We start from the raw sequence: 15,269 nt of genomic DNA on the forward strand, positions 1-15,269 counted from the left end.
TTGTCAAGCGGGTGTCATTTCAGTCTCGGAATCGCCAGCCCCAGCGCCGGACCCGCGCTCACCGCCTCCTTGCGGAAGCGGTAGAGTTCGGCCGGGCGCCCGCCCGTGCGTGCCTCGAACCGGCCCGTGCCTTCGACGAAGCCTGCCCGGTCCAGCGCACGGCGGAAGTTCTGCTTGTGCAGGGCAAAACCGGCAATGCCTTCCACCATGCGCTGCAGCTCGGACAGGGTGAAGGTTTCACCCATTAATTCAAACACTACGGGGCGGTACTTAACCTTGCCGCGCAGGCGTGAAATGGCGGTAGCCAGAATGCGCCGGTGGTCGGAGGCCATGATCTGTCCGGTCCCGGTGCGTGCGCGGGAAGGTTCGCCCTGATCGCGCGCCGCCTCGGCCACCAGACCCGCTTCATAGAGCAGTTCATAACGGTCCAGCGCGCGTTCCTCGTTCCAGACAAGGCCATCCAGCGCGAAATTGGTACGGACCCGCTCCAGCCGCGCTGCGCGGCCTCCCGGTGCGCCTGCCTCATCGGCCCAGCTGCGCAAGGCAGGCGCCAGTAACTCATCGATGAGGGGCGGGCGGCCATGGCGATGATCTTCCCAGGGGAAGAACTCGTTCCAGCTTGCCCAGCGTGCGCCCAGGCCTGACAGCTCACGCGCTTCACGGGCGAGGCCCAGATAGCCCAGCGAGATAACGCGTCCACCGGCTGCGCCCGTGAGCGCCGCCAGCGGGGCTTCACGCCCGCGGTCGCCAAACGTGTAGAGCTGCTCCACATAGCCCAGCTCGAACCCGGTCTGGCCGCGCACCCATTCGCGCAGGCCGATCTCGAAGGTGCGGTGAGCTTCCGGATCAAACGGACCGAAGGGCAGGGCGGCTTCCGGCGTCGCCAGCCCTTGCGTGACCAGCACGCGCGGCTCGCCCTCTTCACTGGCGAAGATCACCGCGTTCAGGCCGACGACCAGACCCTTTGATACCGGAAGAGGCGGGCGCGAAGGGCTCATGACTGGCCCGCCTTGTGGCCTGTCTTGCGGTCTTCCTCGTCCATGGCAATCAGTAGCGCCTCGAAGCGCGCGACATAATCGCCCTGAACCTCGGCGGTGGAGCGCACGGGAATCTCCACGCGCAAACCCAGAGGCGGTTTGCCGAAGAACTCGCGCGCGTCTTCCACGCTGAAACCGGCAAGCTGGACCGCCTCGAAGAAGGCGCACAGACGGTCGGCCTTCTTGATCGTGGTCTTCACATATTTGGGTAATTGGGCGGGCAGGCCGAAGCGGGTGTGTACGGCGCGCTCCAGCTTCGCCTCGAAGGCCTGATAGTCGAAGCCCAGCGCGCTCTTGAAGGGCGAGATCATGTCGCCGATCACGTATTCTGGCGCGTCGTGCAGCAGGGCGGCCATGCGCCATTTCGCCGGCCATGCGGGCTCCATCTGGCCGCACAGGCGCTCCACGATCAGGCTGTGCTCGGCGACAGAAAAGGCATACTCGCCCAGCGTCTGCCCGTTCCAGCGCGCCACGCGGGCCAGGCCTTGGGCAATGTCCTCAATTTCGATGTCGAACGGAGAGGGGTCCAGCAAATCCAGACGCCGCCCGGACAGCATGCGCTGCCAGGCTCTGGGCGGGGGCGTCGATGTCTTGCGTTGAGCCATGTGGGTAATCGTGTCGCGGGCCAGCTTCTCCCCTCCCGGTCTAGAAGGAATTGGCGTAAGTTCAAGCACAAGGACACGCATATGGAGGCTGGTGATGAACCCCGAACGCATTCTCGTAGCCCTGCAGGGCGATGAAGCCGATGACACGCCCCTTGCTGCCGCAATGGCGCTGGCCCCGCTGGTCAAAGCGGATATACGCGCTGTTTTCGTGGAGCCCGACCCTGCGAGCTACATGCTGTGGACCGGGCCGGGCGCAGCCGGTGCCTCGGTTGTTACCAGCGCGATCGAAACCGTCCGCGAGGAGGCGGCCAAGGCCGCCATTGAGGCCGAAGCTCGCATGAAGCGTCATCTTGAAACGCTGGAAGACCGGGGCGTGAACGCCTCTTTCCGACGGGTGACGGACAGCCCTTCGGAGGCTGCCCAGCAGGCAAGGCTGGTACGCATGCTGGTCGCGTGCCCGGATGCTGCTGCCGGCAAGGGGCCGCTCTCTGGCTTTACCGCGTCCTGCCTTGTCGATGAGGCGTGCCCGCTCTTCGTTCCGCGTGGCGGGGCTATACCGCCGAAGAAAATCTGCGTGGCGTGGGATGGCTCGCGTGAGGCCTCGCGCGCGGCGTTCGCTGCCGAGCCTTTCTTCACCAAGGGCGTGGAGGTGACGATCCTGCACAGCCCGAAAAATCTCGACTATGCCGACCGCGCAGCGGCGGCGCCCAACCGGCTGGCCAACTGGCTTGCCCCGCGCGGTATCAAGGCGAAATCTCAAGCCGTGGAAGCAAAGGGCAGTCTCGGTGAGGCGCTGCTGGAGGCAGCTTCGGGCGCGGACCTGCTGGTGGCGGGTGCCTATGGCCAGTCCCGGCTTGCCCAGTTCATTTTCGGTGGTGTCACCCGCACCCTGCTGGGCGCCAAGGACGGGCCGTCCTTGCTGGTGGCGCACTAGTGTTGCACCTGCGATAACACCCCCTCCCGCTTGCGCTTAAAGCCCTGATGGAGTAAGGACGCGCGCGCTTCGGTTCTGCCGGTTTGGCAGGCAGGGCGCTTAACCGGGCACGATTTTGTCATCGGCCCTCCGGCTCCTCCAACCCCCTTTCTTTAATGATAGACGGGCCCGGAGTGCCGGGTTCCGGTGGCAGGGACGTGTCCAGACCGTAACCATTCCGGCTGCGAGGGGCGTTTGCTCCAAAGCAGCAAGACCGCCGGAGACAACCGGCCGGCCGGAATACAAACGCATAAGCTGGAGACTGTCTTTTCGCATGAATGCTACATCTTCCTCTGCGGCTAGCCGCGACGATTTTGCCTCAATGCTCGAAGCGAGCTTTGCAGGCCGTGACCTTGTAGAAGGCTCTGTGGTGCGTGGCACCGTGACCGCCGTCGAACACGACATGATCGTGATCGATGTGGGTCTGAAAACCGAAGGCCGCATCTCGCTGCGCGAGTTCGCGGGCCCGGGATCGACCACGCCGAAAGCCGGTGACGAGGTTGAAGTCTATCTGGAGCGCATCGAGAACGCGCTCGGCGAAGCGGTGCTGTCACGTGACAAGGCCCGCCGCGAGGAAGCCTGGGACCGTCTTGAGAAAATGTTCGAGGCCAAGGAGCCGGTCAACGGCGCCATTGTCGGCCGCGTCAAGGGCGGCTTCACGGTCGATCTGGGCGGCGCTTCGGCCTTCCTGCCGGGCTCCCAGGTTGATATCCGCCCCGTGCGCGATGTCGGCCCGCTGATGAACAAGGAACAGCCGTTCGCGGTTCTGAAAATGGACCGTCCGCGCGGCAATATCGTGGTTTCGCGCCGCGCTGTGCTGGAAGAGTCGCGCGCTGAACAGCGCGCCGAGCTCGTCGGCAATCTGGCCGAGGGCGAGACCCGCGAAGGCGTCGTCAAGAACATCACCGATTACGGTGCGTTCGTGGATCTGGGCGGCATTGACGGCCTGCTGCACGTCACCGACATGAGCTGGAGCCGCGTTGGCCATCCGAGCGAAGTCGTGGAAGTCGGTCAGACCGTGAAAGTCCAGATCATCAAGATCAACAAGGACACCCAGCGCATCTCGCTCGGCATGAAGCAGCTGCTCTCAGATCCGTGGGATGCTGTGGCCGCCAAGTACCCGGTGGGCGCGACCTTTGAAGGCCGCGTGACGAACATCGCCGAGTACGGCGCGTTCGTTGAGCTGGAATCGGGCGTTGAAGGTCTGGTCCACGTCTCTGAAATGAGCTGGACCAAGAAAAACATCCACCCCGGCAAGATCGTCTCCACCTCCCAGGAAGTCACCGTCATGGTGCTGGACGTGGACGAGGAGAAGCGCCGCATTTCGCTCGGCATCAAGCAGACCCAGCGCAATCCGTGGGAAATCTTCGCTGAGACCCACCCGGCCGGCACGGTCGTGAAGGGCGAAGTGAAGAACATCACCGAGTTTGGCCTGTTCATCGGCGTCGGCGAAGACATTGATGGCATGGTCCACCTGTCCGACATCGACTGGGATCGTTCTGGCGAAGAGGCGCTTGCCGACTTCAACAAGGGCGACATGGTCGAAGCCAAGGTGCTGGACGTGGATGTCGAAAAAGAGCGCGTCTCGCTCGGCATCAAGCAGCTGGCTGGCGATCCGATGGAAGATTCCGGCGGGTTCAAGCGCGGCGAGACCGTGACCTGCACCGTGACGGAAATCACCACGGGCGGTATCGAGGTCTCCTTCGGCGAAGGCGGGCAGATGAAGTCCTTCATCCGCAAGTCCGACCTGTCGCGTGACCGCGCCGAGCAGCGACCCGAGCGTTATTCGGTCGGTGACAAGGTTGATGCGCGCATCACCAATATCGACAAGGGCGCACGGCGCGTATCCGTCTCCATCAAGGCCCTGGAAATGGCCGAGGAGAAGGAAGCGGTCGAGCAGTATGGCTCGTCTGAATCCGGCGCATCGCTCGGCGACATTCTCGGCGCCGCGCTGAAACAGCAGGACACCAAGAAGGACGAATAGTCCGCCTTGCTGACTAACGGCAAATGGCCGGACCTGTCACGGGTCCGGCCATTTTCTTTGCCGGTATCACTCTTTTTGCCTTGAAGTGATTGACCTTGGCCGGTACCCGTCCCAAGGTTCCAGCCTTCGTCATCCCGGGGACGCGAAACCATGATCAAGTCTGAACTGATCGAAAAACTGGCCGCCGCCAATCCGCACCTTTTCCAGCGTGATGTCGAGCGGATCGTCAATTCGATATTCGAGGAAATCACCCAGGCGCTGGAGCGCGGGGAGCGCGTGGAGCTGCGCGGGTTTGGTGCCTTTTCGGTGCGCAATCGTCCGCCGCGTCAGGGCCGCAATCCGCGCACCGGCGATTCTGTGTCGGTGAAAGAAAAGCATGTGCCCTTCTTCAAGACGGGCAAGGAATTGCGCGAGCGCGTGGACGGCAAGAGCTAGGCCCGCGCGGCAAACCGGCATAGGCTTTCCTGCAGCTTCGCCAGGAGGGCTACAACATGCTCAATGAATTCAAGAAATTTGCCATGCGCGGTAATGTGGTCGATCTTGCGGTCGGCTTCATTCTCGGCGGCGCGTTCTCCACGATCGTCTCGTCCTTCGTGAACGACATTCTTATGCCGCCCATCGGGCTTCTGCTGGGCGGGGTGGATTTCACCGAGCTCTTCGTGGCGCTGGACGGGGTGGAATACGCCTCGCGCGCGGCGGCGGCCGAGGCCGGGGCTGCGACCATCAATTATGGTATCTTCATCAATGCGGTGATCAGCTTCGTGATCGTTGCCTTCGCGCTCTTCCTGCTCATCAAGGCGATGAACCGGCTGGAGGACAAGAAGAAGGACGAGACGCCAGCCGCTCCACCCGCCAAGCCGCGCAATGAAGAGCTGCTGGAAGAGATTCGGGATCTTCTGAAGAAGTAGCCGCTTTTCTCGCCGCCGGGGGCGGGCTAGGACCGTCCCCATGACCACGCGCGTAAAAATCTGCGGGATGAGTGACGAGGCATCGGTGAAGGCGGCCATCGCCGCCGGTGCCGATTATCTCGGCTTCATCATCTTTCCCAAAAGTCCGCGCGGCGTGACACTGGCTGATGCCGCGCGCCTGTCGGCGCTCAAAGGCAGCGCGAAATCGGTTGCCGTGCTGGTTGACCCTGATGACGCGCTTCTGGGGCAGGTCTTGCGCGTGCTTGCGCCCGACATCATCCAGCTGCACGGACAGGAAAGCCCGGAACGCTGCCTTGATGCGCGCAATTACGCAGGTGAGGGCGTGTGGAAGGCCGTGCCGGTCGGCGGGGCCGCCGATGTAGCGCGCGCCAGCCGCTATGCGGGCTTTGCCGATGCGATCCTCTTTGACGCCAAACCGCCCGCAGGCGCGGACCGCCCGGGCGGCTGGGGCGAGGGCTATGACTATAGCCTCGTCAAAGGTTTTGACGCCTTGCCCTTCATCCTGGCCGGCGGTCTGACGCCTGAAAATGTCGCCGGCGCCATCACCGCTTCGGGAGCGCCTGCCGTCGATGCCGTGTCGGGCGTGGAAAGCGCGCCGGGTGTGAAGGATGCTGCCAGAATTATGGCCTTCCTGAGCGCGGTGAAGCGTCTAGAGATGCGGTAGCGCGGCGTTAGCGGCAGGGAAAATCCGGGCGGGTGCGCGCTGCACCAATTCCGTGCAGGCGAGCCCCAAACTCCGGCACGTCCGCTCCTGCTGCGCTGCAATACAAGCCGGGACGCTGACAAGCTTCGACAGGCGGACGCACGCTTTGCGCAGGTTTTCTGCCAAGGGGTAATCCGCAAATGGAAGACGCTGCCTTCTCTGCAGGCGATACCGCCTGGATTCTGACTGCTTCAGCGCTTGTGCTGATGATGACCGTTCCGGGGCTTGCGCTCTTCTATGGCGGCATGGTGCGCCGGACCAGCGTCCTGTCTACCCTGATGCATTCGCTGGCGGCGGCAGTCCTGGTCACGGTCACGTGGACGCTGGTTGGCTACTCGCTCGCGCTGACGGGTGAGGGGGCATTCATTGGCGGGCTGGACCGGCTCTTCCTCGCCGGGCTGGAGCCGGGCAGCGACGCGGACGGACTGCCAGAGCCGGTCTTCATCCTGTTCCAGCTCACCTTCGCCATCATCACCGTGGCGATCATCTCTGGCGCAGCTGCCGAGCGGATGAGTTTCAAGGCCTGGGTTATCTTCGTGCCGGTCTGGCTGCTGGTGGTCTATGCGCCGATTGCGCACTGGGTGTGGGGCGGCGGCTTCCTGGATGAGGCGGGCGTCATCGATTTTGCCGGCGGTGCGGTTGTACATATCAATTCGGGGGTTGCAGGGCTCATTCTGGCGCTGGTGCTGGGCCCGCGCCGGGGCTGGCCGAAGGAAGGCCATCCGCCGCACAATCTCGTTCTCACGGTCATAGGTGCGGGTCTGCTCTGGGTTGGCTGGTTCGGGTTTAACGGCGGCTCGGCGCTGGCAGCGGACGAGATCGCTGCCCATGCCGCGCTCGTGACGCAGATTGCGGCGGCCATGGCGGCGCTGGTCTGGTGCGCTCTGGAATGGATCCTGCGCGGCAAGCCGACCGTGCTGGGCGCAGCCTCTGGCGCGGTGGCGGGGCTTGTCGCGATCACGCCCGCAGCGGGTTTTGTTGGCCCGCAGGCGGCCTTTGCTCTGGGGGCTGTTGGCGCTGTGGCGGCCTATTTCGCCGTCACGGCCCTGAAAAGCACACTGAAATACGATGACAGCCTGGACGCGTTCGGCCTGCACGGGATTGCCGGGTTCGCCGGCGCGGTGCTCACCGGGGTGTTCGCCGTCGAGGCGATAGGCGGAACCGCCGGCGGCATTGAAGGCAACTGGCTGCTGGTGTGGACCCAAACCTGGGGTGCGCTGGCCGCCGCTGCCTGGTGTGCCATCGGCACGTTTGTCATTCTCTTCCTGATCGGGCGCGTGGTGAAGCTGCGCATCGAGGAAGAACACGAAGTTACCGGGGTCGACATCGCGCTGCATGGCGAAAGCGCCTGACGATCTCGGATTACCGTTCCTCCCTGACTAAAAACCCCGCCAGTTCGCTGGCGGGGTTCTTTTTTATCACGATGTCAGGGCCAGTGCGGTCCGCAGCATCGCCACCAGCGCGCGCGGCGAGGTGGTTTCCTGGTTGGAGTGGTAATTCACTGTCGGCACCTGCAGGCTGGCGCCGGTAAACGCACCCTTGGACTGGGCGGTGATCTTGCCCAGCTCGGTCAGGCCGATGCCTTTGAGTGGCTGCCCGCGCCGGGTGCGCGCTGCATTCTCCGCCTCGATAAAGGCGTCCTTGAAAATGATGGGCGCGCCTGCGCTTGCGGCTGCGCGTTCGACCCGCTCTACCATCGCTTCGTGGAAGCTGGCACTGGCATCACGCCGCCGCAGGATGACGGCGCCTGCCAGCATGGCCGCCGAATCCTCGAACGGGCTGGTGTCCAGAACGACGACATCCTTGCGCGCGGGCAGCGCCTTGTCTGCCCAATGCAGGAAGTGCGCGGCGGAACGCCCGATTTCCTCTTCGGCGGTGAAGACGATATGACCGCCCAGTCCCAGCTCGGCGGCAACGCGCAGTACCGCCACCGATACCGGGTTGTCCAGCTGGCCGGAGACTTGCCCGTTCGAGCTGCGATCAAGTGCGCGGGCAAAGCTGATAGGGGTTCCCGGCGGCAGGGCCGGCATCCCGGGAATATCCAGAACGATCCGGCCCTCGCCATCCAGCCTCGCGCCGGTGACATCGCCGTAGGCGAGGCGTCCGCCGGTCTTGCGGTCATACGCGAAGACTTCCTCGCCGCCATAGCGTTCGTTAACGCGCACAGCGAGAACCTCCGACGCAACCGCCTGCTCGCCATACTTCTCGTTCTTGACCGCGTGGGCGGCGTAGACGGGGGCTCCGTCGGGCGCGATCACGGCGCCGTGCCTGTCCACATGCGCGATGAAGACCGGGCCGGGCTTTGCGGTATCGATGACGCACAGATTGGCGTGGCGCTCCGGCGTGAAGCCAAGCCCCGAAAAATCGCGCGCGAGATGGTCAAGAAACGGTGTCTCGTGGCCAACGACGCTCGGAAAATCGAGATACTCGTTGGTCTTGGCCAGAATCCGCGCGGCGAGATCGGTCTCGCCGGCCCGGTTCATCTAAAGCTTCTCCACAAAGACGGTGCCGGCAGAATACCCGGCGCCGAACGAGCAGATCACACCCTTGTCGCCGCTTTTCAGATCATCGGAGTGCTTGTGAAATGCGATGATCGAACCGGCAGAGGATGTGTTGGCGTATTCATCCAGAATGGTCGGCGCATCCTCGCCACCAGCTTCCCGCCCGAACACTTTCTTGGCGATCATCAGATTCATGTTGATATTGGCCTGGTGCAGCCAGACACGGCGCATCTGGTCTGGCTCCAGCCCAAGATCATCCATGTGCTCGCGGATCATGTCCGACACCATCGGCACGACCTCCTTGAAGACCTTGCGGCCCTCCTGGACGAAGAGCCTGTCATCTTTCGGTGAACCATTCTGCAGCGGACGGTTGTCGCCGGTGGCGCGCTCGGTGCGGTTCAGGAAGCCGAAATTATTGCGGATATTGTTGGAGAACTGGGTTTTCAGGCGCGAGCCGATAATCCGCCATCCGCCTGTCCCCAGCTCCGCGCGCTCCAGCAACACCGCCGTGGCCACATCGCCAAAGATGAAATGGCTGTCGCGGTCGCGCCAGTTGAGGTGCCCGGACGTGATCTCCGGGCTGACCACCAGTATGGCGCGGGCATTGCCCGCCGCGATCATGTCCGCAGCGGCCTGCATGCCGAACGTGGCCGAGGAACAGGCGACATTCATGTCAAAGCCGAAGCCGTGCTCCATCCCCAGAAGCTGTTGCACCTCGATCGCGACCGCCGGATAGGCGCGCTGCATGTTGGACGCGGCGACAATGATGCCATCCACGTCAGCAGGCGTCTTGCCGGCGCGCTCCAGCGCATCGCGGGCAGCGTGGGCGCCGATCTCGGCAAGGATGGCAGGCTCATCGTTCGAGCGCTCAGGGATGTTGGGCATCATCCGGGTGATGTCGAGTACGCCGTCTTTTTCGACGACAAAGCGGGACTTGATGCCCGATGCCTTCTCGATGAACTCCGCTGAGGAGGGTGTCAGCGCTTCCAGCTCGCCGCGGGAGATGTCGTCCGCATGCTCGCCATTATAGCGCTCGGCATAGGCATTATACGCAGCCACCAGCTCTTCATTGGATATGGAATGGGGCGGCGTCCACAGCCCTGTGGCGCGAATGACGGCTTCACTCATCGGTTTCCCCAAACGATTCCTGATCGCTATGTCGTTACCCTAGCCTTCACAAAGGTGCAGAGTCGACCATTGTGACGCCGGTGGCCTTTGGCCATACCCGATTATCCCCGCACGTGCATGTGGCTTGCGCACAACAAGGGATGGTCGTTGGAGCGGATCAGCCGCTGCGCCCGCCGCTGATGACGCGGTGAATGGGCTGCGGGCGCTCGCGTACGACGCCATCTCCGTCCGTACACTGGTATTCCAGCACGCCAGTGGGGCCGTGGCGTCCGCCCATCTCGCAGTCCCGGTCCAGCGCGTGGGCTGGCGGACGGTTGGCGCAGGCACCGAGCGCGAGAACCCCAAGGGCAAGAACGGCGAGTTTCAGTGCAGGTTTCATGATGACCTCGACAGGTTTTTCACTTCCTCATGGCGGTGACAGCTGACCAGATGATCGTTGACCAGCCCGGTCGCCTGCATGAAGGCATAGACGATGACCGGGCCGCAGAATTTGAAGCCCTCCTTCTTGAGGGCCTTGCTCATCGCCTGACTGACCGGCGTTTCGGCGGGCACTTCCTTCATCGTGGAGAAGCGGTTCTGCACCGGCTCGCCGTCCACGAAATTCCACAGATAGTCGCTAAAGCCCTGTCCGCGCTCGCGCATGGCGAGATAGGCTTTCGCATTGCCTATCGAGGCTTCGATCTTCGCGCGCGATCGGATAATGCCCGCATTGCCGAGCAGGCGGGCAATATCCGCCTCGCCATAGCGTGCCAGCGTCTCCGGGTTGAAGCCGTCAAACGCCTCCAGGAACGCCTCGCGCTTGCGCAAAATGGTGATCCAGCTGAGGCCGGCCTGAAACCCGTCAAGGATCAGCTTGGCAAACAAGGCCTCGTCATCACGCTCGGGCACACCCCATTCGGTGTCGTGATAATCGACATAGAGCGGGTCTTCGCCCGGCCAGGGACAGCGATGGAGCATGGGGTTTTTCCGCCTTCCAGATTTCAGCCAAACATCTCAGTGCCATGCGGCCAAGTGAACAAATGCTAATGGTCTTTCAGGGAGCGCCCCTTGATGACCGCCGAGGGGCCAAATCTGGCGCGGGCCTTGTCCATGGCGCGCTCGGCAGCGGCGCGCTTGGGCCCGTCAGGATCGAGAAGGTCGCGCGCATCGCCCGTGGCCGGTTCCAGATCGCTGAAACCTATCCCGATCAGCCGGTAGCGTGGGCCTTGCGGCTCGGCGCGTAAGAGCTCGCGGCCTGTGCGGAACAGCGTGTCGGCCAGCTGGGCGGGCTGGTTGAGCGTGCGCCGCCGCGTCAGGGATTTGAAGCTGTCCGTCTTCAGTTTCAGCGTGACGACGCGGCCAGCAATGCCTTGCGCCTTCATCCGGTCGGCCACCTTCACGCATAGCGGCCAGAGACGCTTTTCCAGCTCCTCATGGCTGGCGACATCGTCAAAGAAGGTGGTTTCGGCTGACACGCTCTTGCGTTCGCCATCGCGGGCCACCGGACGATGGTCTATGCCTTGCGCCAGCCGCCAGAGCCGCGCGCCCGACGGCCCGTGACGGCGCAGCAGCGCATCCTCACCGCGCGCAATGACGTCTCCGAGCGTCTTCAGCCCGTCCCGGTTCAGCGTGGCGGCAAAGGCCGGGCCGACGCCAAACACGCTCTGCACCGGGCGCGGGCGCAGGAAGTCTGCCGCCTCGGCCCGTCCTATCACCGAAAATCCGTCCGGCTTGTCGAGTTCGGATGCGGTCTTGGCGAGAAACTTGTTGTAGCTGAGGCCCACCGACACCGTGACGCCCACCTCCGACTTGATGCGCGCCGCCAGCTTCATCAGCGTCAATGCGGGCGGGCTGCCGTGCAGGCGCTGCGTGCCCGTCAGGTCGAGAAACGCCTCATCGATGGAGAGCGGCTCCACCGCCGGGGTTACGTCCTCCATCATCTGGCGGATGCGCTTGCCTTCGGCTGCATAGAGGCTCATGCGCGGGGAGATGACCACGGCATCCGGGCAGGCTTTGAGCGCCTTGAACATGGGCATGGCCGAGCGCACGCCGTGCAGCCTTGCCACATAGCAGGCGGTGGCCACCACGCCGCGCTTGCCGCCGCCAATAATGACCGGCTGGTTGGCCAGCGACGGATCATCGCGCTTCTCAATGGAGGCATAGAAGGCATCGCAGTCGATATGGGCGATCGAGAGGGTTTCCAGCTCGTCATGGACGAACACCTTGCGCGAGCCGCACGCCCCGCATCGCGGCGGCGTTGATGGTGCAAAACAGGTACGGCAATACCCGGTCATTGCGCTTCCATTGGCCATAGCCAGGCAGCCCCGCGCACACCGGAGGAGTCGCCGTGCCGGTTCACTACGACGCGTGTGCGGAACTCGTCGGAGAAGACATGCGGGGCGAGGCGGGTTTCCAGATCGGCGGCCAGGCCGGGCAGGTTGGATAGTCCGCCGCCCAGCACGATCACATCGGGGTCCAGCACGTTGACGATGGTGGAGAGCGAGCGCGCCAGCCGGTCAGCGTGACGGGCGAGCGCGGCAGCTGCTTTCACGTCGCCTTCGGCGGCCTTTGTTGCAATCTGGTCGGCTGTAAGGCTTTCGCCTGTCACTCGCTGGTGGTCGCGTGCCAGCGCCGGGCCGGAGCACCAGCTTTCCACGCAGCCAAGGCGGCCGCATCCGCATCGGGGTCCGGGAATCTCGTCCGTTGAAGGGCGGGGCAGGGAGGTGTGTCCCCACTCGCCGGCGATAAGCCCGCCGCCCTCATGGAGGCGTCCGCCAATGACGATGCCGCCGCCTACGCCCGTGCCTGCGATCACGCCGAACACGCAATGCGCGCCCGCGCCTGCGCCGTCGGTGGCTTCGGACAGGGCAAAACAGTTGGCGTCATTGGCGCAGCGCACGTCCTGCGCCAGCACGTCTGTCAGATCGCGCTGCAGGGGCTGGCCATTGAGGTGGGAGGAGTTGGCGTTGCGTACCAGCCCGGTGCGCGGATTGATCGAGCCGGGGTGACCGATGCCAACGCTTGCAGGCGTGCCGCCCGCTAGCTGGCGGACTTCGGCGACAAGATCGCGAATCAGTTCCACGCCGAGGCGGTAAGTGGACTGCGACGGCTTGCGGATGCGGGCCAGAATGGTGCCGTCAGCGCCCAGCGCGATGGCTTCTGTCTTGGTGCCGCCCAGATCAACGCCGATGCGGATCATGCGGAATCCCCTGCCAGTCATGGTGTGGCCACGTTCTTATCTTGTTCCTTACCGGGTTCCTAGCGCGCGACTCATCGTTGATTAAGGAAAATGGTGTCTACTCGGCAGTGGATGGAAAAAGGTCCACGCCAAAGGCGGGGCAAACGGGGGAAGCACGCGGTCGCCATGCTGCAGGTCATGTCCAAAAAAGTTCTGATCGTTGAAGATAACGAGCTGAACATGAAGTTATTTCATGATCTGCTCGAGGCCCACGGCTACGAGACCCTCCAGACCCGGGAGGGCCTGAAGGCCATTGATATCGCGCGCGAGCATCGCCCCGATCTCATCCTGATGGACATCCAGCTGCCGGAAGTGTCCGGGCTGGACGTCACCAAATGGCTCAAGAGCGATGAAGACCTCTCCGGTATCCCGGTCGTGGCCGTCACCGCCTTTGCCATGAAGGGTGATGAGGAGCGTATCCGCGAAGGCGGGTGTGAGGGCTATCTCTCCAAACCCATCACGGTGACGAGCTTTATCGAGACAATCCGGAAATTTATCGGATAGGGAGGCGCCAGACCCATGAGTGCGCGCATCCTCGTAGTCGATGATATCGAGACCAACAGGCGCTTGCTGGAAGCGCGCCTGTCGGCTGAGTATTTTGATGTCGTGCTGGCGTCTTCCGGAGCCGAGTGCCTTGAAAAGGCCCGCGACACCATGCCGGACATGATCCTTCTGGACATCATGATGCCAGGCATGGACGGGTTTGAAACCTGCCGCCGCCTGAAGGCCGACGCTGCCACCCGCCATATCCCCGTCATCATGGTAACGGCGCTGGATCAGCGCGAGGACCGGGTGAAGGGGCTGGAAGCGGGCGCGGACGAGTTTCTCACCAAGCCGGTCAATGATGTTGCCCTGTTTGCGCGTGTGCGCTCGCTTCTGCGCCTGAAGGAAGTGCTCGACGAGCTGCGCCTGCGCCACGAGGGCGCACTGGCTGATGATGGCGTTGAGGACGGTGATCTGGACGGCCCGGCGATTGTTATCGTGGCCGCTGGCGATGATGTCGCCGCCGAGCGCCTGTCTGCCAAGCTGCCCAAGGGCTTCGCGGCGCGCCCGATCGGTGATCCGGCTGGCGTGGTGAAGGCCGCGCGGGCCGGGGCAGAGCTGGTGCTGATCGATCTGGCGACGGCAAAGTTTGATGCCTTGCGCGTCTGTGCGCGCATCCGCTCTGACGCTGTAACCCGGCACACGCCGATCATCTGCGTTGTCGATCCCGACACGCCGCAGGACATGGTCCGCGCGCTGGATCTGGGGGTCAGCGATGTGGTGACGCGCCCGGTTGATCCGGGTGAGCTGGCGGCGCGCCTGAACACCCAGCTAAAGCGCAAGCGCTATGCCGAACAGCTGCGCGAGCGTCTGGAAGAGAGCCTTGAGATGGCGGTCATTGATCCGCTGACCGGGCTTTATAATCGCCGCTATATGGGCTCACGCCTGCGTCAGGCTGTCGATGCCTGGGAGGCCGCCGCCGAGACGGTGTCGGTCATCCTGTTTGACATCGACCATTTCAAGCGCATCAACGACACTTGGGGCCACCAGGCCGGAGATGAGGTGCTGCGCGCCTTTACCGAACGCATGAACGCCCAGCTGCGCGCGCTCGACATTGCCGGGCGTCATGGCGGCGAGGAATTCATGGTCGTACTCTCCGGAGCGACCCAGAGGGAAGCCGTGGAAGCCGCCGAGCGGGTGCGGGCAGCGATCGCGCGCGCGCCCTTCCGTCTGGCGAATGCGGGAATCACGGTGGATGTGACAACCAGTGCCGGCGTCGCCGAAATCATGCATGGCGATACGCCAGAACGCCTTATTGCGCGCGCTGATGCCGCGCTCTATCAGGCCAAGGCTGCTGGCCGCAATCAGGTCATGGCGGCACAGAAAAAGGCCGCGTGACGATCACGCGGCCTTCCTCAAATCGGCAGATGCGGTAAGGGGCAGATCTACTTGATCTTGCCTTCCTTGAACTCGACATGCTTGCGCGCGACCGGATCGTACTTTTTCAGCACGAGTTTCTCGGTCATGGTACGCGCGTTTTTCTTGGTCACGTAGAAGTAACCCGTGCCAGCCGTCGAATTGAGGCGGATCTTGATGGTTGTCGGCTTGGCCATGTCACTCACCTGAAACTGGATTGCCGCGCCAGACCGGACCTGACGCTTCGCGAGCGCGCGAAAATACGCATGTTCGTATGGGTGTCAATGGCGGTG

The 15,269-nt window shown here is 63.5% G+C and carries 17 protein-coding genes; 8 read left to right on the forward strand and 9 right to left on the reverse strand.

Features of this window, described 5'->3' with window-relative positions:
- Positions 1 to 14: 14 nt before the first annotated feature.
- Together X907_RS06805 and X907_RS06810 are read right to left on the reverse strand one after the other, a co-directional pair.
- On the reverse strand, positions 15 to 998 hold the full coding sequence (locus tag X907_RS06805) for an NUDIX hydrolase (protein ID WP_127566508.1): 984 nt from the start codon (positions 996 to 998) through the stop codon (positions 15 to 17).
- Positions 995 to 1,642 (reverse strand): HD family hydrolase, encoded by a 648-nt coding sequence (locus X907_RS06810; protein WP_233352564.1) that lies wholly within the window; start codon positions 1,640 to 1,642, stop codon positions 995 to 997. The genes X907_RS06805 and X907_RS06810 overlap by 4 nt, the downstream gene beginning before the upstream one ends.
- 94 nt (positions 1,643 to 1,736) lie before the next feature.
- Between X907_RS06810 and X907_RS06815 the strand changes: the two genes are divergently transcribed.
- From X907_RS06815 to X907_RS06840, 6 genes are all read left to right on the forward strand, one after another.
- A complete protein-coding gene (locus X907_RS06815) occupies positions 1,737 to 2,576 on the forward strand; it encodes a universal stress protein (RefSeq protein WP_127566510.1) in 840 nt (279 codons plus the stop codon).
- 313 nt (positions 2,577 to 2,889) lie between these two features.
- Positions 2,890 to 4,599 (forward strand): 30S ribosomal protein S1, encoded by a 1,710-nt coding sequence (gene rpsA, locus X907_RS06820; protein ID WP_127566512.1) that lies wholly within the window; start codon positions 2,890 to 2,892, stop codon positions 4,597 to 4,599.
- A 150-nt stretch (positions 4,600 to 4,749) separates the two neighbouring features.
- A complete protein-coding gene (locus X907_RS06825) occupies positions 4,750 to 5,034 on the forward strand; it encodes an integration host factor subunit beta (protein ID WP_127566514.1) in 285 nt (94 codons plus the stop codon).
- A 56-nt stretch (positions 5,035 to 5,090) separates the two neighbouring features.
- On the forward strand, positions 5,091 to 5,507 hold the full coding sequence (mscL, locus tag X907_RS06830; RefSeq protein ID WP_127566516.1) for a large conductance mechanosensitive channel protein MscL: 417 nt from the start codon (positions 5,091 to 5,093) through the stop codon (positions 5,505 to 5,507).
- Positions 5,508 to 5,547: 40 nt separating this feature from the next.
- Complete coding sequence (locus X907_RS06835) at positions 5,548 to 6,192, forward strand: phosphoribosylanthranilate isomerase (RefSeq protein ID WP_127566518.1); 645 nt, start codon at positions 5,548 to 5,550, stop codon at positions 6,190 to 6,192.
- Positions 6,193 to 6,371: 179 nt separating this feature from the next.
- Positions 6,372 to 7,583 carry an ammonium transporter gene (locus X907_RS06840; RefSeq protein ID WP_127566520.1) on the forward strand — a complete coding sequence of 404 codons (1,212 nt, stop codon included), beginning with the start codon at positions 6,372 to 6,374 and terminating at the stop codon, positions 7,581 to 7,583.
- 66 nt (positions 7,584 to 7,649) lie between these two features.
- Here the strand turns inward: X907_RS06840 and X907_RS06845 are convergent, their stop codons facing one another.
- The 6 genes from X907_RS06845 to X907_RS06870 all read right to left on the reverse strand — a co-directional run bounded on the left by X907_RS06845 (position 7,650) and on the right by X907_RS06870 (position 13,038).
- A complete protein-coding gene (locus X907_RS06845) occupies positions 7,650 to 8,714 on the reverse strand; it encodes a zinc-binding metallopeptidase family protein (RefSeq protein ID WP_127566522.1) in 1,065 nt (354 codons plus the stop codon).
- Positions 8,715 to 9,860 carry a beta-ketoacyl-ACP synthase III gene (locus X907_RS06850; protein ID WP_127566524.1) on the reverse strand — a complete coding sequence of 382 codons (1,146 nt, stop codon included), beginning with the start codon at positions 9,858 to 9,860 and terminating at the stop codon, positions 8,715 to 8,717.
- A gap of 157 nt (positions 9,861 to 10,017) precedes the next feature.
- The gene (locus X907_RS06855) at positions 10,018 to 10,239 is read right to left on the reverse strand and encodes a hypothetical protein (protein ID WP_127566526.1); all 222 of its coding nucleotides are present in this window, start codon (positions 10,237 to 10,239) and stop codon (positions 10,018 to 10,020) included.
- Positions 10,236 to 10,817, reverse strand: coding sequence for a DNA-3-methyladenine glycosylase I (locus X907_RS06860; protein WP_127566528.1), 582 nt, complete (start codon positions 10,815 to 10,817; stop codon positions 10,236 to 10,238). Before X907_RS06860 ends, X907_RS06855 begins: the two co-directional genes overlap by 4 nt.
- A gap of 65 nt (positions 10,818 to 10,882) precedes the next feature.
- Complete coding sequence (locus tag X907_RS06865; protein ID WP_233352565.1) at positions 10,883 to 12,133, reverse strand: DNA polymerase IV; 1,251 nt, start codon at positions 12,131 to 12,133, stop codon at positions 10,883 to 10,885.
- On the reverse strand, positions 12,130 to 13,038 hold the full coding sequence (locus tag X907_RS06870; protein ID WP_127566532.1) for an ROK family protein: 909 nt from the start codon (positions 13,036 to 13,038) through the stop codon (positions 12,130 to 12,132). Before X907_RS06870 ends, X907_RS06865 begins: the two co-directional genes overlap by 4 nt.
- Before the next feature lie 177 nt (positions 13,039 to 13,215).
- On the opposite strand from X907_RS06870, the gene X907_RS06875 reads away from it, so the two are divergent.
- On the forward strand, positions 13,216 to 13,581 hold the full coding sequence (locus tag X907_RS06875) for a response regulator (RefSeq protein ID WP_145962654.1): 366 nt from the start codon (positions 13,216 to 13,218) through the stop codon (positions 13,579 to 13,581).
- Between the two features lie 15 nt (positions 13,582 to 13,596).
- Positions 13,597 to 14,958: a PleD family two-component system response regulator gene (locus X907_RS06880; RefSeq protein ID WP_127566536.1), complete on the forward strand. Its 1,362-nt coding sequence runs from the start codon at positions 13,597 to 13,599 to the stop codon at positions 14,956 to 14,958.
- 47 nt (positions 14,959 to 15,005) lie between these two features.
- On the opposite strand, the gene rpmG is transcribed toward X907_RS06880, so the two are convergent.
- Positions 15,006 to 15,173 carry a 50S ribosomal protein L33 gene (gene rpmG, locus X907_RS06885; protein WP_009800672.1) on the reverse strand — a complete coding sequence of 56 codons (168 nt, stop codon included), beginning with the start codon at positions 15,171 to 15,173 and terminating at the stop codon, positions 15,006 to 15,008.
- Positions 15,174 to 15,269 lie beyond the last annotated feature (96 nt).

This window comes from Glycocaulis alkaliphilus, from assembly GCF_004000605.1.
GTDB lineage: Bacteria > Pseudomonadota > Alphaproteobacteria > Caulobacterales > Maricaulaceae > Glycocaulis > Glycocaulis alkaliphilus.

Coding starts and splice junctions, on each gene's coding strand:
- X907_RS06810 (WP_233352564.1), bottom strand. CDS start 1,642: ATGGCTCAACGCAAGACATCGACGCCCCCGCCCAGAGCCTGGCAGCGC.
- X907_RS06815 (WP_127566510.1), top strand. CDS start 1,737: ATGAACCCCGAACGCATTCTCGTAGCCCTGCAGGGCGATGAAGCCGAT.
- X907_RS06880 (WP_127566536.1), top strand. CDS start 13,597: ATGAGTGCGCGCATCCTCGTAGTCGATGATATCGAGACCAACAGGCGC.
- X907_RS06840 (WP_127566520.1), top strand. CDS start 6,372: ATGGAAGACGCTGCCTTCTCTGCAGGCGATACCGCCTGGATTCTGACT.
- X907_RS06875 (WP_145962654.1), top strand. CDS start 13,216: ATGTCCAAAAAAGTTCTGATCGTTGAAGATAACGAGCTGAACATGAAG.
- X907_RS06850 (WP_127566524.1), bottom strand. CDS start 9,860: ATGAGTGAAGCCGTCATTCGCGCCACAGGGCTGTGGACGCCGCCCCAT.
- X907_RS06845 (WP_127566522.1), bottom strand. CDS start 8,714: ATGAACCGGGCCGGCGAGACCGATCTCGCCGCGCGGATTCTGGCCAAG.
- X907_RS06860 (WP_127566528.1), bottom strand. CDS start 10,817: ATGCTCCATCGCTGTCCCTGGCCGGGCGAAGACCCGCTCTATGTCGAT.
- mscL (WP_127566516.1), top strand. CDS start 5,091: ATGCTCAATGAATTCAAGAAATTTGCCATGCGCGGTAATGTGGTCGAT.
- rpsA (WP_127566512.1), top strand. CDS start 2,890: ATGAATGCTACATCTTCCTCTGCGGCTAGCCGCGACGATTTTGCCTCA.
- X907_RS06865 (WP_233352565.1), bottom strand. CDS start 12,133: ATGACCGGGTATTGCCGTACCTGTTTTGCACCATCAACGCCGCCGCGA.
- X907_RS06825 (WP_127566514.1), top strand. CDS start 4,750: ATGATCAAGTCTGAACTGATCGAAAAACTGGCCGCCGCCAATCCGCAC.
- X907_RS06870 (WP_127566532.1), bottom strand. CDS start 13,038: ATGATCCGCATCGGCGTTGATCTGGGCGGCACCAAGACAGAAGCCATC.
- X907_RS06835 (WP_127566518.1), top strand. CDS start 5,548: ATGACCACGCGCGTAAAAATCTGCGGGATGAGTGACGAGGCATCGGTG.
- rpmG (WP_009800672.1), bottom strand. CDS start 15,173: ATGGCCAAGCCGACAACCATCAAGATCCGCCTCAATTCGACGGCTGGC.
- X907_RS06805 (WP_127566508.1), bottom strand. CDS start 998: ATGAGCCCTTCGCGCCCGCCTCTTCCGGTATCAAAGGGTCTGGTCGTC.
- X907_RS06855 (WP_127566526.1), bottom strand. CDS start 10,239: ATGAAACCTGCACTGAAACTCGCCGTTCTTGCCCTTGGGGTTCTCGCG.